The sequence below is a fragment of the Lipingzhangella rawalii genome, assembly GCF_031628175.1.
Taxonomy (GTDB): domain Bacteria; phylum Actinomycetota; class Actinomycetes; order Streptosporangiales; family Streptosporangiaceae; genus Lipingzhangella_A; species Lipingzhangella_A rawalii.
Window position 1 is genome coordinate 1,069,628 of the sequence record NZ_JAVLVT010000001.1, and the last position, 16,297, is coordinate 1,085,924.

Annotated in this window: 13 protein-coding genes; 11 read left to right on the forward strand and 2 right to left on the reverse strand. The window is 65.5% G+C overall.

Features of this window, described 5'->3' with window-relative positions:
• Positions 1-106: 106 nt before the first annotated feature.
• Positions 107-664: a DNA glycosylase AlkZ-like family protein gene (locus RIF23_RS04770; RefSeq protein ID WP_310911066.1), complete on the forward strand. Its 558-nt coding sequence runs from the start codon at positions 107-109 to the stop codon at positions 662-664.
• Here RIF23_RS04770 and RIF23_RS04775 read toward each other — a convergent pair.
• Positions 619-1,731 (reverse strand): ISAs1 family transposase, encoded by a 1,113-nt coding sequence (locus RIF23_RS04775; protein ID WP_310911067.1) that lies wholly within the window; start codon positions 1,729-1,731, stop codon positions 619-621. The genes RIF23_RS04770 and RIF23_RS04775 overlap by 46 nt on opposite strands.
• Before the next feature lie 606 nt (positions 1,732-2,337).
• Between RIF23_RS04775 and sbnA the strand changes: the two genes are divergently transcribed.
• The 9 genes from sbnA to RIF23_RS04820 are packed head-to-tail and all read left to right on the forward strand — an operon-like array spanning position 2,338 to position 13,191.
• Positions 2,338-3,327, forward strand: coding sequence for a 2,3-diaminopropionate biosynthesis protein SbnA (sbnA, locus tag RIF23_RS04780; protein WP_310911068.1), 990 nt, complete (start codon positions 2,338-2,340; stop codon positions 3,325-3,327).
• Positions 3,328-3,360: 33 nt separating this feature from the next.
• Positions 3,361-4,365, forward strand: a complete 1,005-nt coding sequence (gene sbnB, locus RIF23_RS04785; RefSeq protein WP_310911069.1) for a 2,3-diaminopropionate biosynthesis protein SbnB — start codon at positions 3,361-3,363, stop codon at positions 4,363-4,365.
• The gene (locus RIF23_RS04790; protein WP_310911070.1) at positions 4,365-5,597 is read left to right on the forward strand and encodes a phenylacetate--CoA ligase family protein; all 1,233 of its coding nucleotides are present in this window, start codon (positions 4,365-4,367) and stop codon (positions 5,595-5,597) included. Before sbnB ends, RIF23_RS04790 begins: the two co-directional genes overlap by 1 nt.
• A gap of 1 nt (position 5,598) precedes the next feature.
• On the forward strand, positions 5,599-7,440 hold the full coding sequence (gene asnB / locus RIF23_RS04795; protein ID WP_310911071.1) for an asparagine synthase (glutamine-hydrolyzing): 1,842 nt from the start codon (positions 5,599-5,601) through the stop codon (positions 7,438-7,440).
• Complete coding sequence (locus RIF23_RS04800; protein WP_310911072.1) at positions 7,437-8,411, forward strand: TauD/TfdA family dioxygenase; 975 nt, start codon at positions 7,437-7,439, stop codon at positions 8,409-8,411. The genes asnB and RIF23_RS04800 overlap by 4 nt, the downstream gene beginning before the upstream one ends.
• 1 nt (position 8,412) lies before the next feature.
• Positions 8,413-10,170 (forward strand): non-ribosomal peptide synthetase, encoded by a 1,758-nt coding sequence (locus RIF23_RS04805; RefSeq protein ID WP_310911073.1) that lies wholly within the window; start codon positions 8,413-8,415, stop codon positions 10,168-10,170.
• Positions 10,171-10,172: 2 nt separating this feature from the next.
• Positions 10,173-10,925 carry a thioesterase II family protein gene (locus tag RIF23_RS04810; protein ID WP_310911074.1) on the forward strand — a complete coding sequence of 251 codons (753 nt, stop codon included), beginning with the start codon at positions 10,173-10,175 and terminating at the stop codon, positions 10,923-10,925.
• Positions 10,913-12,202: an ATP-grasp domain-containing protein gene (locus RIF23_RS04815; protein ID WP_310911075.1), complete on the forward strand. Its 1,290-nt coding sequence runs from the start codon at positions 10,913-10,915 to the stop codon at positions 12,200-12,202. Before RIF23_RS04810 ends, RIF23_RS04815 begins: the two co-directional genes overlap by 13 nt.
• Entirely contained in the window at positions 12,199-13,191 is a 993-nt protein-coding gene (locus RIF23_RS04820; protein ID WP_310911076.1) for a DMT family transporter, read from the forward strand. The genes RIF23_RS04815 and RIF23_RS04820 overlap by 4 nt, the downstream gene beginning before the upstream one ends.
• 201 nt (positions 13,192-13,392) lie before the next feature.
• On the opposite strand, the gene RIF23_RS04825 is transcribed toward RIF23_RS04820, so the two are convergent.
• The gene (locus tag RIF23_RS04825) at positions 13,393-14,601 is read right to left on the reverse strand and encodes a sigma-54-dependent transcriptional regulator family protein (protein WP_310911077.1); all 1,209 of its coding nucleotides are present in this window, start codon (positions 14,599-14,601) and stop codon (positions 13,393-13,395) included.
• A 167-nt stretch (positions 14,602-14,768) separates the two neighbouring features.
• On the opposite strand from RIF23_RS04825, the gene exaC reads away from it, so the two are divergent.
• The gene (gene exaC, locus RIF23_RS04830) at positions 14,769-16,292 is read left to right on the forward strand and encodes an acetaldehyde dehydrogenase ExaC (protein ID WP_310911078.1); all 1,524 of its coding nucleotides are present in this window, start codon (positions 14,769-14,771) and stop codon (positions 16,290-16,292) included.
• Positions 16,293-16,297: the final 5 nt, after the last annotated feature.

The following is a 16,297-nucleotide window of genomic DNA, read 5'->3' on the forward strand; positions in this document are numbered from 1 at the left end:
ATCGGGAAATTCGTGGGACACCCCGTGAGGAGATCTTGGCGTCAGGAGTACTCCGCAGTTGCACGACGGGTTCCCGCCAACCCCCAAAACCCCTAGCATGTAAGCCATGATGGCCAATGGTGAGCGAGTTCTCAGTCGGCGTGAACTCAACCGGGCACTGTTGGACAGACAGCTCCTGAACCGGCGCGCGGAGTTCTCGGTCGAGGAGGCTCTGGAACACCTGGTCGGTCTCCAGTCCCAGCAGCCGAATCCCCCCTACTTCGGCCTGTGGTCCCGTCTGGAATCCTTCGATCCGGATGATCTCGTCCAGCCATTGCTCCAGCGAAACGTCGTGCGGGCAACCCTCATGCGATGCACCGTGCACGTGGTAACGGCCGGGGACTGTCTGTTCCTACGACGGTCGATCGCACGCGTGATCGACCGTCAGTTGCGCGGCAACCCCACGCGCGCCGCGGAGCTGAAGAAACTCCCCGACCTCGACGATCTGACTCAAACAGCCCATGAGTTTCTCCGCGAACCCCGCGACTCCAAAGAACTCGGTGCGCATCTCGCCGCACGATGGCCCCAATGCAAACCCAGGGCTGATTCAAAGTCGGTTATCGTCGCAGTTGTTGCTGGTCAGGCGATCCCGATGAGGTCGAGTGGGCGGGTGAAGCACTCGTAGGAGACCCACCGGATCGCGTCGGGAACGGTCGGACGCTTGAGCGCGGTGAGTAGGAGCGCGGCCAGGCGACGCAGCGGAGCGAGATTGGCCGGCCCGTGGCCGCTGCGGACTGTGCAGGCGTCCTCGGCGAAGGTGGTATCGCGGACATGGTGCAGTGCCTCGATCGCCCAATGGCCGCGCATGAGCGCGCCCAAACGGGCGGGTCCGGCCTGCTCGCCCCCAAGGCTGGTGACTGCATAAGCCAAGGTCCATGACACCTTTCCGGTGCGCAGGTCGGTGACATGGCGGCGGATGCGCACCGCTTGAGTCGCGTATGGGAAGCCGAGGCCTTCCACGGTCAGGGCCTTGACGGTGCGGGTCTCGGCCCGGCCGTGTGCGCGGTGGCGATCGGTGTCACCGGTGGGGGCCTGCGCCCACGGCAACCGCTTGACCCGGTCCAACAGCGAGGGACGGTTGGCCTTGACGGTCAGGATGTTGTCGGCGCCGCGCTGCTCGGTGAGATAGCGGGCGGTGGCCCTCTGGGTGTGCAGTGCGTCGGCGGTGATCACGGTCCCGGCGATGTCGAGCGGACCCAGCAGTTCCTCCACGGCCGCGATCTCGCTGGTCGTGCCGGCCACGGGGACCTGGGCGGCGATGCGGCCGCCGGGGTCCAAAGCGGCCAGGACGTGGGCGGCGGCCTCATGGGCGGTGGCCGATCCGCGCAGGGTCTTGCCGTCGATGGCCAGGGAACCGGTCGATTCGGGGCGGGCCAGGGCGGCCAGGCTCCCCGGTGCCACGGCCACAAGGACGCGGCGGATGGTGGAGGTGCTGGGCGCAGTGCGCGCGCCCAGTTCGGTATCGGTGATGCGGCAGTGCAGGCGGGCCAGGGTGTGCTGGGGCGCGTTGGCGGCCCACTGGCCGATCGCGCGCAGCGAGCGGGATCCGCACAGCAGCGCGCACAGGGCGGTGGCTAGTACGCAGCCGATCTCGTGGCGGGTGCCGCGCGCGTCTCGGGGATCGTGCACGGCGGCGAGGCGTACGGCGAGGTCGCCGATGGCGGGCTGGGGCGTGGCAGAGTGGTGGGGCAACGGAGTTCCTGGGGAGCCGGAGAGTTGTGTCCCCGCGCTTCTACAGGAGCTCCGTTGTTGTATGTCGGCCGATCACCGCGATCGTCATGCTTGTGTGACCTGCGCGAAGCCGTCACACCACCGACTTTGAATCAGCCCTGCGCCTCGGCCGGCACAGTTCTGGCGACGGCTGGAGCGGGCCAAGCCATCGCCTGGGCACGAAATTCACCTCCGCCACAGAACCGGACGACCAGAACCCCGGATCCGACTCGTAACACGCGACCCGAAAATCACTTCCGCCTTGCTGACCTGAGAACATACATGACCAAATCCGAATGCTATCCGATATCTGGCCACTACTTACCTAACCTTGGATTCATCCGCAGAAACGGTTGACACCTGCCCACAATGGAATAGAGTGGCCCTTGACGCGAACCCATCAGCATCTCCCGAATTCTAAATGCGAGTAACATTTGAGACTCAGACAAATGAGGGCCACCCAAATGGATAGGAATCGCGGCCAATCTTCCTGAAGCGCCAGCATGAACGAACGACAATCATTAATGCATACACCCGAATCACGACCGTGCTCCACATCCTGAGCTACTGAGCGAAAGACCCACGGCTGTGCTCCATGCAAAATCGCCGGATATATCAAGCACCAGTCATTTTCTCGAACTTCCAGATTTCCTAGAAACAAGCAAGGTCGTCCTGAAAATCGAAGGGATGAACCTTGCTGGTTCTATAAAGAATAAAGCAGCGCTGGCCATGGTCGAGAACGCCGAGCTGCGGGGCACGCTCAAGCCCGGCGGTCACATAATCGAATCATCGTCCGGGAGCCTCGGTGTGGCCCTGGCCATGATAGCGGCCGCGAAGAACTACAGATTCACCTGCGTGGTAGACCCAAACATATCTCGGGTTTCCTTGGCAGCCATACGGGCTTTTGGAGCCGAGGTGGTCCATGTCGAGCAGCCTGATGCGAACGGAGGGTACCTCCAGGGCCGACTCACGGCGGTTCGGCGCCGAACGGAGGCTAATCCGAGCATCGTGTGGCTGAACCAGTACGAAAACCCTGCCAACCCCGAGGCGCACCGAGACGGGACCGCCGTCGAGATTCTCGAGCAGTTTCCCCAGGTCGATTACCTGTTTATCGGGGTGGGGACGTCCGGCACCCTCATGGGCTGCGTCGACCATTTTCGCAAACACTCTCCACATACCCGGATCATCGCGGTGGACTCTGTCGGGTCGGTGACGTTCGGGGGATCGTCGCAACCGCGTCAGATTCCCGGACTCGGTTCCAGTCAGAAACCCCCACTGTTTCGGCGCGGCTGCGCTGAGCGAGAGATCGAGATCTCGGAGCATGATGCGATCCGCTCTTGTCGAACGCTTGCCCGCAGCTACGGATACCTCGCCGGGGGTTCCACTGGGTCGATTGTCGCGGGAATTCTGGAGATGAGATCCGAGATCGATGCCGGATCACTGGTTATGGCGCTATCCCCGGACACCGGGTATCGCTACCTCGACACCGTCTACGACGACGATTGGGTTCGAACATACTTTGACGAGGAGGCGCTTGCCCCTCTAGCCCCGACCACATCGATGGCCTCCGCATCCTGACCGCGCCCTACCCCAGCTCAGGCGAGGAAAACGATGGTTTTCTCCGTAGTCGGCGGTGCAACCGCCCGTAGGATCATCGAGGACGCCCGGCCCGACATCGTCAGTATCGTCCGGGACACCTATCTGGAACACCACTGTGGACGTTCGGCGAACCCCGGAAGCAGCTTCCTGCGATTTCCGGAAAAGCCAGATGCACGAATTATATCCCTCCCTTCCTTCCTCGCGGAACGCGGCGTAGCGGGAATAAAATGGGTTAGCAGTTTTCCCGAGAACATCTCAGAAAACCTTCCCCGGGCTTCCGCAGTTCTCGTGCTGAACGACGGCACCACCGGCTATCCGTTCGCTTGCCTGGAGGCAGCGCACATCAGCGCCGCCCGAACCGCGGCGTCCGCCGCCCTCGCGGCCGAGCAGATCCTGGGCCGCCGATCGGCCGAACGGGTGCTGTTCGTGGGGGCTGGGGTGCTCGCCAGGACGTTCGCCGACTTCCTGGCCGACCTGAAATGGACGCTCGGTGCTGCGGAGGTGTACGACCTCGAGCCGCGCTATTCCCAGGCCCTGTCCCATCACCTCGGCCAACTGGAGATCCCCGCGTGTCCGGTGACTGAGGTGGCGCCGGCCCTTGCCCGCGCCGACCTCGTATTCCTCGCCACCACTGCCTCCTGCCCCTGGCTGACGGATCCCTCCCTACTGCGGCCCGGACAGTGCGTCCTGAACGTGTCCCTGCGTGATCTGGCACCGGACCTACTCCTGTCTGCCGGCAACGTTGTTGACGATGTCGAGCACTGTCTGACCGCCAACACCTCACCGCACCTGGCAGAACAGGACGTCGGTCATCGGGACTTCATCGACGGGACCATCGCAGGGCTCCTCCTCGGCACACTCGCCCCGAGGCTGGATCGCCCGTGGATCGTCTCCCCGTTCGGTCTCGGCGTCCTCGATCTCGCAGTGGGGCATCACGTCTACCAGATCGCCGTCCGGGACAACCAGGTCACTCCGGTGCCGGACTTTCTCGGCCAGACCGAACGGTGGGAGGGCTGATGTCGGTGTACGCCTCCATCGAGAACGCACCGCGCACGCTCGAACGTGTCGTGACGGGACACATGCGGCGCTTTCCCTGGTATGCGGATCTGCTGCGCCGCAGCGGGGGCCAGCCCGGAGAACTAGGCACCCTGCCACTCATCGATCAGCCGATCCTGGAACGCCACTATTACACGGGTCCGGAGCTGCCCGGAGCCTCCATCTTTCACACCTCCGGAACCGCGCGTGGGGTCCGCAAACGTATCCAGTACAGCGACTGGGACGATGACGCCTACACCGCGCAGCGGCGCCGACTGTTCGCGGACTTCCTGCACACCCGGAGGACGCCTGGAACGCGCGTCGTCTGTGACCTGGGCACCGGACACGCCGCGGCCCTGTCCTACAGGGTTTTTGCGGACCTGGGCATGGACACCCGTGACGTTGACTTCACCGCACCGCTATCCGAGCATGTGGCCGCCATCAACAGCTGGCAGCCGGACGTGCTCTTCACCATGCCGATGATCCTCGACCAGATGCTGCACGCCGGCCCGGCCCTCACCGCACGTCCCCGCACGATCATCGTTGTCGGCGACCTCGCTCCTCCGGCCTGGCGCGCCAATGTTGCGGCACGGTTCGGTATCGCCACCGAAGATGTTCTCGACATCGTTGGCAGCATCGAGGTCGGCGCGATCGCCTACCTCGATACCCGCATACATCGTTACGTCTTCCACGACCACATCGTCGCCGAGGTCGCGGAACCTGATTCGGATGGAAACGTCAATATGCGGAACTGTCACCCCCATGGAGATGGGGTTCTCGTCCTGACCTCAATGGCCCGTGAGTACTTTCCCGCTATTCGCTACGTCACCGGTGATCTCGTCGCCGACCTACGAAAAGCCGAGGTGGAGGGGCGTTCCGTAACCAGCTGCGCGCGGTTCCTGGGCCGAACGACGGGAGACGTCAAGCACGGGGAGCGGATCAGTAGCCACGATTTGAGTCAGGCCGTGGCCAGCGTATTCCCCGGCCACCCCTTCGAGGTGAGCGAAGGCGGCACGCTGTGTGTGCACGTCGTCGCCGACCACGTTGCCGAGGAGCAACGGCGCGCGCTGAACCAGGCCGTGCGGGAGGCGGCTCCCGACGTCGCCGCCATGATGGAGGCGGGGATCGTGGGTGAGATCGACGTGGTTGCAACCACGCTGGACGCCCTGCGCTCCGGTCCTGCCAAACGCCGGTTCAACCTGCCGGGAGCCTGAGGTGTGTGGGATCGCGGGACAGTGGCTCGGCGGCCGCACAGCCGAGGGGGAGGGCTTCGTGCGTGCGGCGTGCGCAGCGATGCAGCACCGCGGACCGGACGAGACTGCGGTACACACCACGGACCGGGTGACACTCGGGGTGACGCGCCTGCGCGTCATCGGGCTGGTCGGCGGGCAGCAACCCGCCTGGGACACGGGCGGCACGGTGACGTGCGTGGTCAACGGGGAGATCTACAACCATCACGAACTCCGCGCTCTGCTGGCCACACGTGGCCGGGTGGTCAGGGGAACCAGTGACGTTCATGTAATCCCCGACCTCTACGCCGAATTCGGAGACGCTTTTGTCCACTACCTCCGCGGCATGTTCGCGATCGCGTTGTACGACACCAGGCGCGCGCGGCTACTGCTCGTGACCGACCGACTCGGGAAGAAACCGCTGTACTACGCGGAAACCCCCGGAGGCGGAACGGCCTTCGCCTCCGAGCTATCCGCGCTTATGACGTGCCGCGAGGTGTCACGGGACATCGACCCGGTGGCGATCGACCAGTACCTCAGCTATCGGATCGTACCGGCCCCCCACACAGTCTTTCGTGGCGCCCGCAGGCTTCCACCAGCGAGCCTGATGACTCTCGACCGCGACGGCACCAAAGTCCAGACCTACTGGTGCCAGCCGTTTGACGGATCGCTACGCGCAACGCCACCCGCGGACATCGTCGAACGGCTGGATACCCTGTTGGCACGGGCGGTCGCCGAGCGACTGGAATCCGAGGTGCCACTCGGGGCGATGCTCAGTGGGGGGCTGGACTCCGCGCTGGTCGTGAGCCTGGCCAGTGGTCACCTGGGCCACGGACTCCACACCTTTTCCATCGGATTCTCGTCCTCGGCATTTGACGAGCGGTCCCAGGCCGAACGAGTCGCCGCACACTTCGGGACCCAGCACCACTCGCGCCTCGTGGATCCCGCGGAGGCGAGCGACGTGGCGGACCAGATCCTGATACGGATGGGCCAGCCCTACGCCTTCCCCTCAGCCATCGCTGCCTGGACGATGTACGAGCTGGCAAGTCGGTACGTGACCGTGGTCCTGACCGGGGACGGCTCCGACGAGATGTTCTGCGGTTACGCGCGGTACCAGCGCCTCCTGGCCTCCGCGCACCAGGACGACCTTGCGCAGCGCTACGCGGCGGTCCTCGCGGACGGTGTGCCGGGTGCCACCAAGGATGCCCTGTACCATCCGCGGTTCCGCACACGCCTACCGGACGAGCCGGGGCACCATCTCACCGAACGGTTCGCCCGCACCCTGGACTCTGCCTCCGAGCTGGAACGGGCTATGCAGGTCGACGCCACGTTCTGGTTGTCGGACGCCCAGCTGGTGAAGATCGACCGGATGGCCATGGCGCACTCGGTGGAACCGCGCAGCCCGATGCTGGATCACCGTCTGGTGGAGTACGCCCGGCGCGTCCCCGCCGAGCTGAACCTGCACGACGGCGTGGAGAAACGACTCCTCAAGCGCCTCGCCTCCCGCTATCTGCCCGTCGACGTGGTCCAACGCCGCAAGCAGGAGCTCGCCGTTCCGTTGGAGGAATGGCTGACCGCGTCGCTACGTCCCGTCGTGATCAGGACCCTGCTGTCCGAGGCGTCCCTGGAGCGAGGCTATTTCGCACCAGATGCACTGCGCAGGCTCGTCACCGAATACCGCCCCGAGCATAGCTACGCCCTGTGGACCCTCTACATGCTCGAGCGCTGGCACCAGCTCAACCTCGACCAGCATCCGGAAAACCTCCCCGGGGAGTGCATCGCGTCCGCTCCCCTGACTCAGGCAGCCGAAAGGGGCCAGTGGAGTTGACCAACAGATACGACGTCGGACCGGTTTCCGGTCTTGACCAGCAACCACACCTGAGTATGGTCCGACCGCGAGAGTCGTCGGCAACGATTGTCGGATTCTTTGGTGGCGACATCGAAGGCACGTTAGCGAAGTTCGGTGCGCTGCTGTTTCGGGATTTCCCGATCCGCACCGACGAGGATTTCGCCGGGCTGGTGACATCACTCGCCCGACGACCGCTTGACTACCGAGAACGATCGACCAAACGTACCCGCACGGCCAGCAACGTCTACACCAGCACCGAGTATCCAGCAACCAAGGGCATCGCCGCGCACAGCGAGAACTCGTTCCAGCTTACGGTTCCGGGAAAGATCCTGTTCTTCGCCAAACGCCCCTCGGACTCCGGAGGTGAGACGCCGTTGGCGGCGAACACGAGGATCGTCCACCGGCTGGATGCCGACGTCCTACGTGAGCTCCGCCAACGGGAGATCCGCTACGTGCGCAACTTCGACGGGGGATTCGACCTCTCGTGGCAGGAGGCATTCCAGACCGAAACACGTGCGGAGGTTGAATCCTATTGCCGGATCAACGCCATCGACTACGAGTGGACCGATCCGGATCACCTACGCACCTGGCAGACCCGCCCGGCGACGCGACACTATCCCCGAACCGGGCAGGAGGTCTGGTTCAACCAGCTCCACTTGTTCCACTCCTCCAACCTCGACCCCGCCATGCGGACCGCGATGGTGGACAGCCTGGGCGTGGACGGACTGCCACGCAACGCCGTGTTCGGCGACGGTACAGCGATCAGCGACGAGCTGGTCGACCATGTTCGCAAGGCCATCGCCGCCTCCGAAGTCGCGTTCCCGTGGAGTGCAGGCGACGTCCTAGTCGCCGACAACCTACTGATCAGCCATGGGCGACGCCCCTACTCGGGCACCCGAGAGGTCAGGGTTGCCCTGATCGACCCCGTCGACCTTCGAGAGGACGCCTGACATGTCCAGCGAGGAACAGCGGCTCCCTCGCCGCGCCCCGCTCGACGCACGGCTGCGCGCACTCGCCGCCCAAGCGCCGGACCACCCCGCAGTTGTCGCTGAGAAAACCCAGATCAACCGCGGCCAGCTGGACGAACACGTCGACGAGCTGGCGGAGCGGATTCGTACGGTGACCGATCCCGGAACCCGGGTAGCGGTACTCCTGCCCCGCGGGGTGCACACGGTGGTAGCACCGTATGCGGTGTGGCGAGCGGGATGCGTGTACGTCCCGCTCGATCGGGCCTGGCCGGACGAGCGGATCACCCGCGTCCTGGACACATCCGGAGTCTCCGCAGTCATCCTGGACGATGGAGCCGGCCCGGTCGTGACCCCCCGGGACGCTCCCCCTGCCTCGGCGGAAGGATCGGCCCCCGACATCGCCTACATCATCCACACATCCGGGAGCACAGGCGCCCCCAAGGGGGTCCAGATCAGCCACGACGCGTTGACGAACCTGGTCGACAATCACCAGCGGCTCATCTACGCCCCTGACGGTGTGACTGACGGGCCGGCCGCGATGGTGGCCTCCACCGCCTTCGACAGCTCTATCGAACGGCTCGCGCTGGCCGCCCACGGCCACACCGTGCACGTGCTCAGCGACGCGGTGCGGCTCTCTCCACAGCGTCTGGTCGACTATCTGGAACGGCATGCGGTTCGAAGTGCCGACTTCGTGCCCTCCCAGCTGCGCGTCCTAGTCGAGGAGGCGGCACTGTTCCGCAACGCGAAAGCTCTGCGTGTCCTGATCGTGGGCGGCGAACGGTTCGAGCCCGACCTGTGGGAAACGGTGGCAAGCGCAAACGTGAGCGCGTTCAACGTGTATGGACCGTCGGAGAACACGGTCAATACCAGCATCGCCCGGGTTCGCCCCGGGCAGCGTCCCAACATCGGACATCCCCTGCCAGGGGTACGCACCATCGTTGTGGACGAGGACTCACGCCAATGCCGTGCCGGCGAGGTGGGCGAGCTACTCATCGGCGGTGTGCAGCTCTCCCCTGGCTACCTCGGGGATCCCGACCGCACTGGGCAGTCCTTCGGCGAGTTCGAGGGCCAGCGCTGCTACTGGAGCGGAGACTTGGTACGCCTTGACCCGGACACCGGCGCATTGGAATTCGTTGGCCGCCGCGACGACCAGGTCAAGATCAACGGCTACCGGATCGAACCCGCGGAGGTCGCCCATCACCTGCGCCACATCGCCGAGGTGCGCGAGGCCGCGGTCACTCCGGTTGACACCGCGCACGGAACCAAGCTGCTTGCCTCGATCGCCCCGGCGGATCCCGCAATCCTCCCCGAACCCGAGGCACTGCGTGGGCAGTTGTCGGAAGCCCTCCCTGCCCCCATGGTTCCGGCATACTGGATGGTGCTCTCCGAGCTTCCGCTGACCACGAATCTCAAACGGGATCACGATGCCCTGCGCGCACGGTGGTGGGCACAGACGAGCATCTCCGATCCCACGGCGAAGCCCGATGGGGACACCCTGGTCGATGACGGTGCGGCGGCCACGGTACAGCGGATATTCGCCGAGGTGCTCGGACTGGACGAGGTCGAGCCCACGGCGCACTTCTTCGCCGTGGGCGGTGACTCGGTGGCAGTGATGCGGCTGATCACCCGGCTGCGCGCCGAGACCGGGGTCGAACTGGATCTGGCCGACGTCGTCAAGGCTCCGACCGTGGAACGCCTCACGGAGCTGGTCCGCACACGCATCACTGCCGGGGCGTCCTGACCATGGGCGCATCTGTGGTTTTCTGCCTGCCGCACGCCGGCGGTGGGCAGCACCAGTACCTGTCCTGGTCCCGTGCGATGGCGGATGTCCTCACGTGGGTGCCCATCGAGTATCCCGGACGCTTCACCCGCGACGACGAGCCCCCCTGGGAGACGTTCCCCGAGGCCGTAACCGACGTGGTCAGCTACGTCGAAGACCGGGGTCGGGGGCACCGCGTCGGGCTCTTCGGGCACAGTCTCGGTGGCGCCCTCGCGTTCGAGGCGGCCCGGCGACTCTCCGAACGCGGGCAAGTGCCCCTCGACAGTGTCATGGTGTCCGGCTGTGAACCACCCAGTGCCGCCGGTACCATCCATCAGCGTTACTTCGAGCTGGACGACGAGCAACTCCTCGCACACCTTCAGCACTTGGGCGGGCCGGCAGCCCGCGAACCGCTGGCCTCCCGGATGCTCACGGAGACCCTTCCGCTCATCCGGTCGGACTACCGGCTCCACCACTCCTATACGCCCGACCCCGACTGCCGGATCGGCGTTCCCCTTACCGTCTGTATCGGCCGGGACGACCCTCTGCACACAGACCGCATCCAGGCGTGGCACAGCCACTCCTCGGTATCCGTGCGGTTCCATCGATTCGACGGCGGCCACTTTTACTGGCAGGCCGACGCGGGCCCGTTGACGAAGCTGATCCGCGAGGTCTTCGCTCCGGACTCCAAAACAGCCACCCGTGACGAGACGAAAGGATCGGCATGCCGAGACTAGAGCGCAAGGACCAGGTCGCCATCGTGGATGCGTATTCGGGAGGCCGGTACCTGATCCCTGCCATGCAGGCGCTCGGCTATCCGGTCGTCCACATCCAGTCGGATACGACTCCACCCCGGTACTTTCTCCAGGACAACGACAGCGCCGCGCGCAACGCGAATCGGCACATCGTCCACTACGAGCAGGACAGCGCGGGCCTCGCCCAGCAGCTGCGCTGTGAATCGGTTCGGCTGGTGCTGGCCGGTAGTGAGGGCGGGGTCCTCCTTGCCGACCAGCTGGCAGAGCGGCTCGACCTTCCGTTCCGGAATGACATCCACACGTCGGTCGCACGCCGCGACAAGTTCGAGATGCAGGAACGCCTGCGGGCGGCAGGGCTCGCCAACATCGCCCAGGCCCGTGTGCACACCCCCGAGGAGTTGGACGCATGGCTGGACCGGCACGAGAGCTACCCGGTGGTACTCAAGCCGCTCGCGAGTGCCGGAACGGACGGGGTCCACATCTGCTCCTCGCGCGCGGAGGCCCACGAGGCGCTGGAACGCATCCTGGGACAGGCCAACATTTTCGGCGCGCCCAACGACGCGGCACTGTGCCAGGAATACCTGACCGGGACAGAGTATGTCCTCAACGGAATCGCCTGCCAGGGCAAACACGTGTTCACCGAAGGCTGGCGCTCCGACAAGATCAACAACAACGGGTTTCGTGTATACGATACGCAGTACCTGTTCTACGTCGGCGACCCCGGATTCACCGAGCTGAGTGACTATGTCGCCGCGGCCTGCACGGCCCTTGGTATCGTCAACGGACCGTTCCACGCCGAAGTCATGCACACCGACCGGGGGCCGGTCCTCATCGAGGTCGGCGCTCGGATCGCCGGCGGCGCAGATCCTTACGTGGTGGAGTCCTGCCTGGGCCACTCCCAGGTGAGCTACCTGGTGCACTCGTCACTGCATCCCGAATTGTTTAGGGAACGGCGCGGTGCCCACAACGTGGAGATGCGCCGCCGGCATGCCGCATACGTTTTTCTCATCGCCCGGGAACCAGGTCGGGTGCGACGGCTGGAGCTGGAGGAGTTCCTGAAGGTAGACGGTGTCGTCCACGTCGACTACCACTACGAGGTAGGTGATCTTCAGGAGATGACCCGCGACCTGGTCACCTCGGCGGGCGTGGTCATGGTGACCGCCCACGACCGTAGCCAACTCGACGCCGCGGTCCGGAGGATCCGGGAGATCGAAGCGGCGATGTACGAGCGAAGCGTTGACACGGTGACCACCGCGTGAGTAAGGCGACGCTGTACTTTCTCGGGGTGGCGTGTGTGGGAGGCTACATCCTGCTCGCCTCCTCCCAGAGCGTGGCCCTGAACACCTGGCTGGCCACCACCAACGTGTTCCTGGTCGTCGGGCTCAGCTTCTCCATCGTCACGGTCTGTTTCGTTGTGATCAGCCTCGCGCTGACCGGGTTCGGCCCCTACCGGGCCGTGTTCCGACGCCCTGGCCTGGTGGTCGGGCTGAACGTGACCAGCGTGTTCAACTGGCTGTTCTACTTCCTGGCGGTGAAGTACCTGGAACCTGCGGTCGCGGTGACCCTAACCCAGGGAATCGGGCCGCTGAGCATGACCGCCTACTGTTTGGTACGGGGGTTCCCGGTCAGTCGGGTGACCCGCTCCTGCCACGGCGTGATCCTTGTCGTGGCCTCCGTGATGTGCGTGTACGTCGTCAGCGAGCAGGTCACCCACGGGCCCTACGGGCGCCCCGAACTGGCCATGGCCGTGGCCATCGGCATCGTGTGCAGCATCAGCATCACGGCCACGGTGCTGCTGTCCAAAGCCTTCGCCGAGGAGAACGTTCCGTCCAGCTTCGTCCTCTCGGTCCGGTTCCCGCTCCTGGTCGCTACGTGTATGGCGGTACTGCCCACCCAGAGCGACGTCACCCTCGACACCCGAAGCATCCTGATCGTGCTCGCCGTGGCCCTCCTGGGGATCGCGACCGCCACCTACCTCCTGCAACGTGGTATCGAGATGGCTCCCAGTCTCGCCGTGTCAACCTGTCTGGCACTGTCCCCGATCGTCGTCTTCGTCATCGACGTTCTGCGCCCGGGGTTCACCCCCGACCCCGCGGTGTTCGGAATCATCGCACTGATCGTCGTAGTGTCGCTCGTGTCAATCATCTACGACGGGCTGCGCCTCAGGGCTGACCGCACGGGACCCGTCGATCCGACGGAGGAAGACCGCACCGACATCTCCCGCACACCCACCCCAGGACGTGACTGAGCCTCGACGCCACACATATACATGGACGGTGGCCAAAGAGCGTCCTGGCTCTGGAAGCGGTGCGGTGTATGCACCCAACGCCACGGTTCCCAATGGGGCAGGTGGCGCCCAGCGGGCTTACGCTGCTGCTTCCCGCTGGCTGACGTGACGCTAACCACAGCGACGTTGCGTCGACGTTGCACCAGGAGCATTCCGAACCGCTCAGCAACGTTGTCGCGCGACGAGAGCCGCGCGTTGCGGAGCGTCGGGCGGCAGCAGCCGCAGCGCCGTGATCACCGCTTCCTCATCTCCGCGCGCCTCCTCCAGCTGGAGGTAGCGCCAGAGTTCCGCGGCGCTGCCGTCCTGCACAATCGTTTCGCGCAGCAGGACGGACAGTTCATGCCGGATCGCCATGATTCCGGGAGCCTCGGAGGAGGGTAGGAGCATTCCCCCGTAGAGATCCAGGGCCGTGGACCGGTCGCCGCGGGTCAGCGCGTCGGCCACCAGCACGGCATCCAAGTCGAGCTGCCCGGAGAGCCGGTAGGGGCGGGACCGGAGGTCCACCTCGCCCGCGGCGGGGCGCGACCGCAGCAGTTTGCGCAGCCGAACCAGCTCGGCACGCAGCGCGACCTCGTGTCCCGGCTCCCCGTAGAGGTCGTTGGCCAGCTGGGCCGCCGACAGGCCGGCACCTCGGGCGCCACGGTGCCGGGCTGCGTCCCACGCCAGCAGTGCAAGCAGTTCGGCGTGGCGCAGGGCGAGCGGCTCGTCGGCGGCGCCCGCGCTCAGCTGCGGTGCCAGGGAGCCCAGGGTGGTCAACCGGGGGCGGTTGCGGGCCGCGGGCCACATTCGCAGCTCCGCCTCCGCCGCCGAGACGGCCGCGTTCACCAGGGGCAGGGCGTGGGTGGCGACGGCTTCTGCTCCGCCGGTGAGATCGACGACTCCCAGTTGGGCGCCGGTGTGGGGGCAGCGGATGGGGGTCGCCGAACACGAGAACTGGTGCGCCGCAGCGGCGAAATGTTCCTCTTGGCGGACCTGGACGCTGCGTCCGGTCGCCAGAGCCGTGCCCGGGGCTGAGGTCCCGATGGCCTGCTCGGACCAGTTGGCACCAGCCTGGAAGACGCTGTTCTCCGCGGTGCGCAGCATGGCGGGTGCACCATCCACCCACAACAGTCGGCCGTGGGCGTCGCCGATGGCGACGATGAGGCCAGCATCAGCGGCTGGACGCAGCAACAGCTGGTCCAGGACCGGGCGTACGACGGCCAGGGGGTGCGTTCGACGGTAGTCGGCGAGGTCGTCTTCCGGAAACTCGATCGGGGCCAGTGCCCGGGCAGGATCCGCCACATAGGACGAGGAGCGTTGCCAGGAGTCCCTGAGTAAGGGAGGCAGGGCACTCCAGGTTTGGGGCTCGTCGGGCCGAGCGGGCGGCGCCATGCACCCTCCCTTCATCGGCAGGCCGGGTGTGGTGGAACGCATCGTAGGTGTTCCACTCGCCGCAGTCACTAGGGCCGGACCGTGCAACCTCGGTGCAACCCCCGCTCCCCTACGCTCCTCGTGACAGTGACCTGCGTCACCAGGAAAGTGGATTCGAGGAGCTATTCATGGCCGTCTACGCGCAGCCCGGCACCCCGGGCAGCCCCGTCTCGTTCAAGTCCCGCTACGACAACTGGATCGGAGGGACGTGGGCCGCTCCAGCCCAGGGGCGCTACTTCGAGAATCCCTCGCCCGTGAATGGCACGACCTTCACCGAAGTGGCCCAGTCGACCGCCGAGGACATCGACCGCGCCCTCGACGCCGCACATCAGGCCGCCCCGGCCTGGGCAGCCACCTCCGTGGCGGAGCGTGCGGTCCTGCTGAACAAGATCGCGGACCGTATCGAGGACAACCTCGACATGCTGGCCGTGGCCGAGACCTGGGAAAACGGCAAGCCGATTCGGGAGGCGCTGGCTGCGGACCTGCCCCTGGCCGTCGACCATTTCCGCTACTTCGCCGGCGTCATCCGCGCCCAGGAAGGCGGGGTCAGCGAGATCGACGGGGACACGGTCGCCTACCACTTTCATGAGCCGCTGGGCGTGGTCGGTCAGATCATCCCGTGGAATTTCCCGCTTCTGATGGCCACCTGGAAACTGGCCCCGGCCCTGGCTGCCGGTAACGCCGTGGTGCTCAAGCCCGCCGAGCAAACCCCAACGTCGGTGCTGGTCCTGATGGAGCTGCTGGCCGACCTCATCCCGGACGGGGTGGTCAATGTGGTCAATGGCTTCGGGGCCGAGGCCGGGGCACCATTGGCGTCCAGCCGCCGGATCAAGAAGATCGCGTTCACCGGGGAAACCACCACGGGGCGCCTGATCATGCAGCACGCCTCGCAGAACCTCATCCCCGTCACTCTGGAGCTGGGCGGCAAGAGCCCCAACATCTTCTTCTCCGATGTCGCCGCCGCGAAGGACTCCTTCTTCGACAAGGCGCTGGAAGGCTTCACCATGTTCGCCCTGAACCAGGGTGAGGTCTGCACCTGTCCTTCCCGGGCTCTCATCGAACGTCCGATCCTCGGTGACTTCCTGGACGCCGCCGTCGAACGGGCCAAAAAGGTCAAGCAGGGCAACCCGCTGGACACCGACACCATGCTCGGCGCGCAGGCCAGCAACGACCAACTGGAGAAGATCCTCAGCTATATCGACATCGGCAAGCAGGAGGGTGCGGAGGTGCTGCTGGGCGGCAATCGCGTCGACCTGGGCGGCGACCTCTCCGGCGGCTACTACGTCGAACCCACCATCTTCCGCGGCAGCAACTCGATGCGGATCTTCCAGGAGGAGATCTTCGGCCCAGTCGTTTCCGTCACCGACTTCGACGGCTACGACAACGCCATGGATATCGCCAACGACACCCTCTACGGACTGGGCGCGGGCGTCTGGTCCCGCAACGTCAACACCGCCTATCGGGCGGGCCACGATATCCAGGCGGGCCGCGTTTGGACGAACTGCTATCACCAGTATCCGGCCCATGCCGCGTTCGGCGGGTATAAGCAGTCCGGTATCGGCCGCGAGAACCACGCCATGATGCTGGGCCACTACCAGCAGACCAAGAACCTTCTGGTCAGCTACTCGGAGAGTGGCTTGGGACTGTTCTGAGGTGA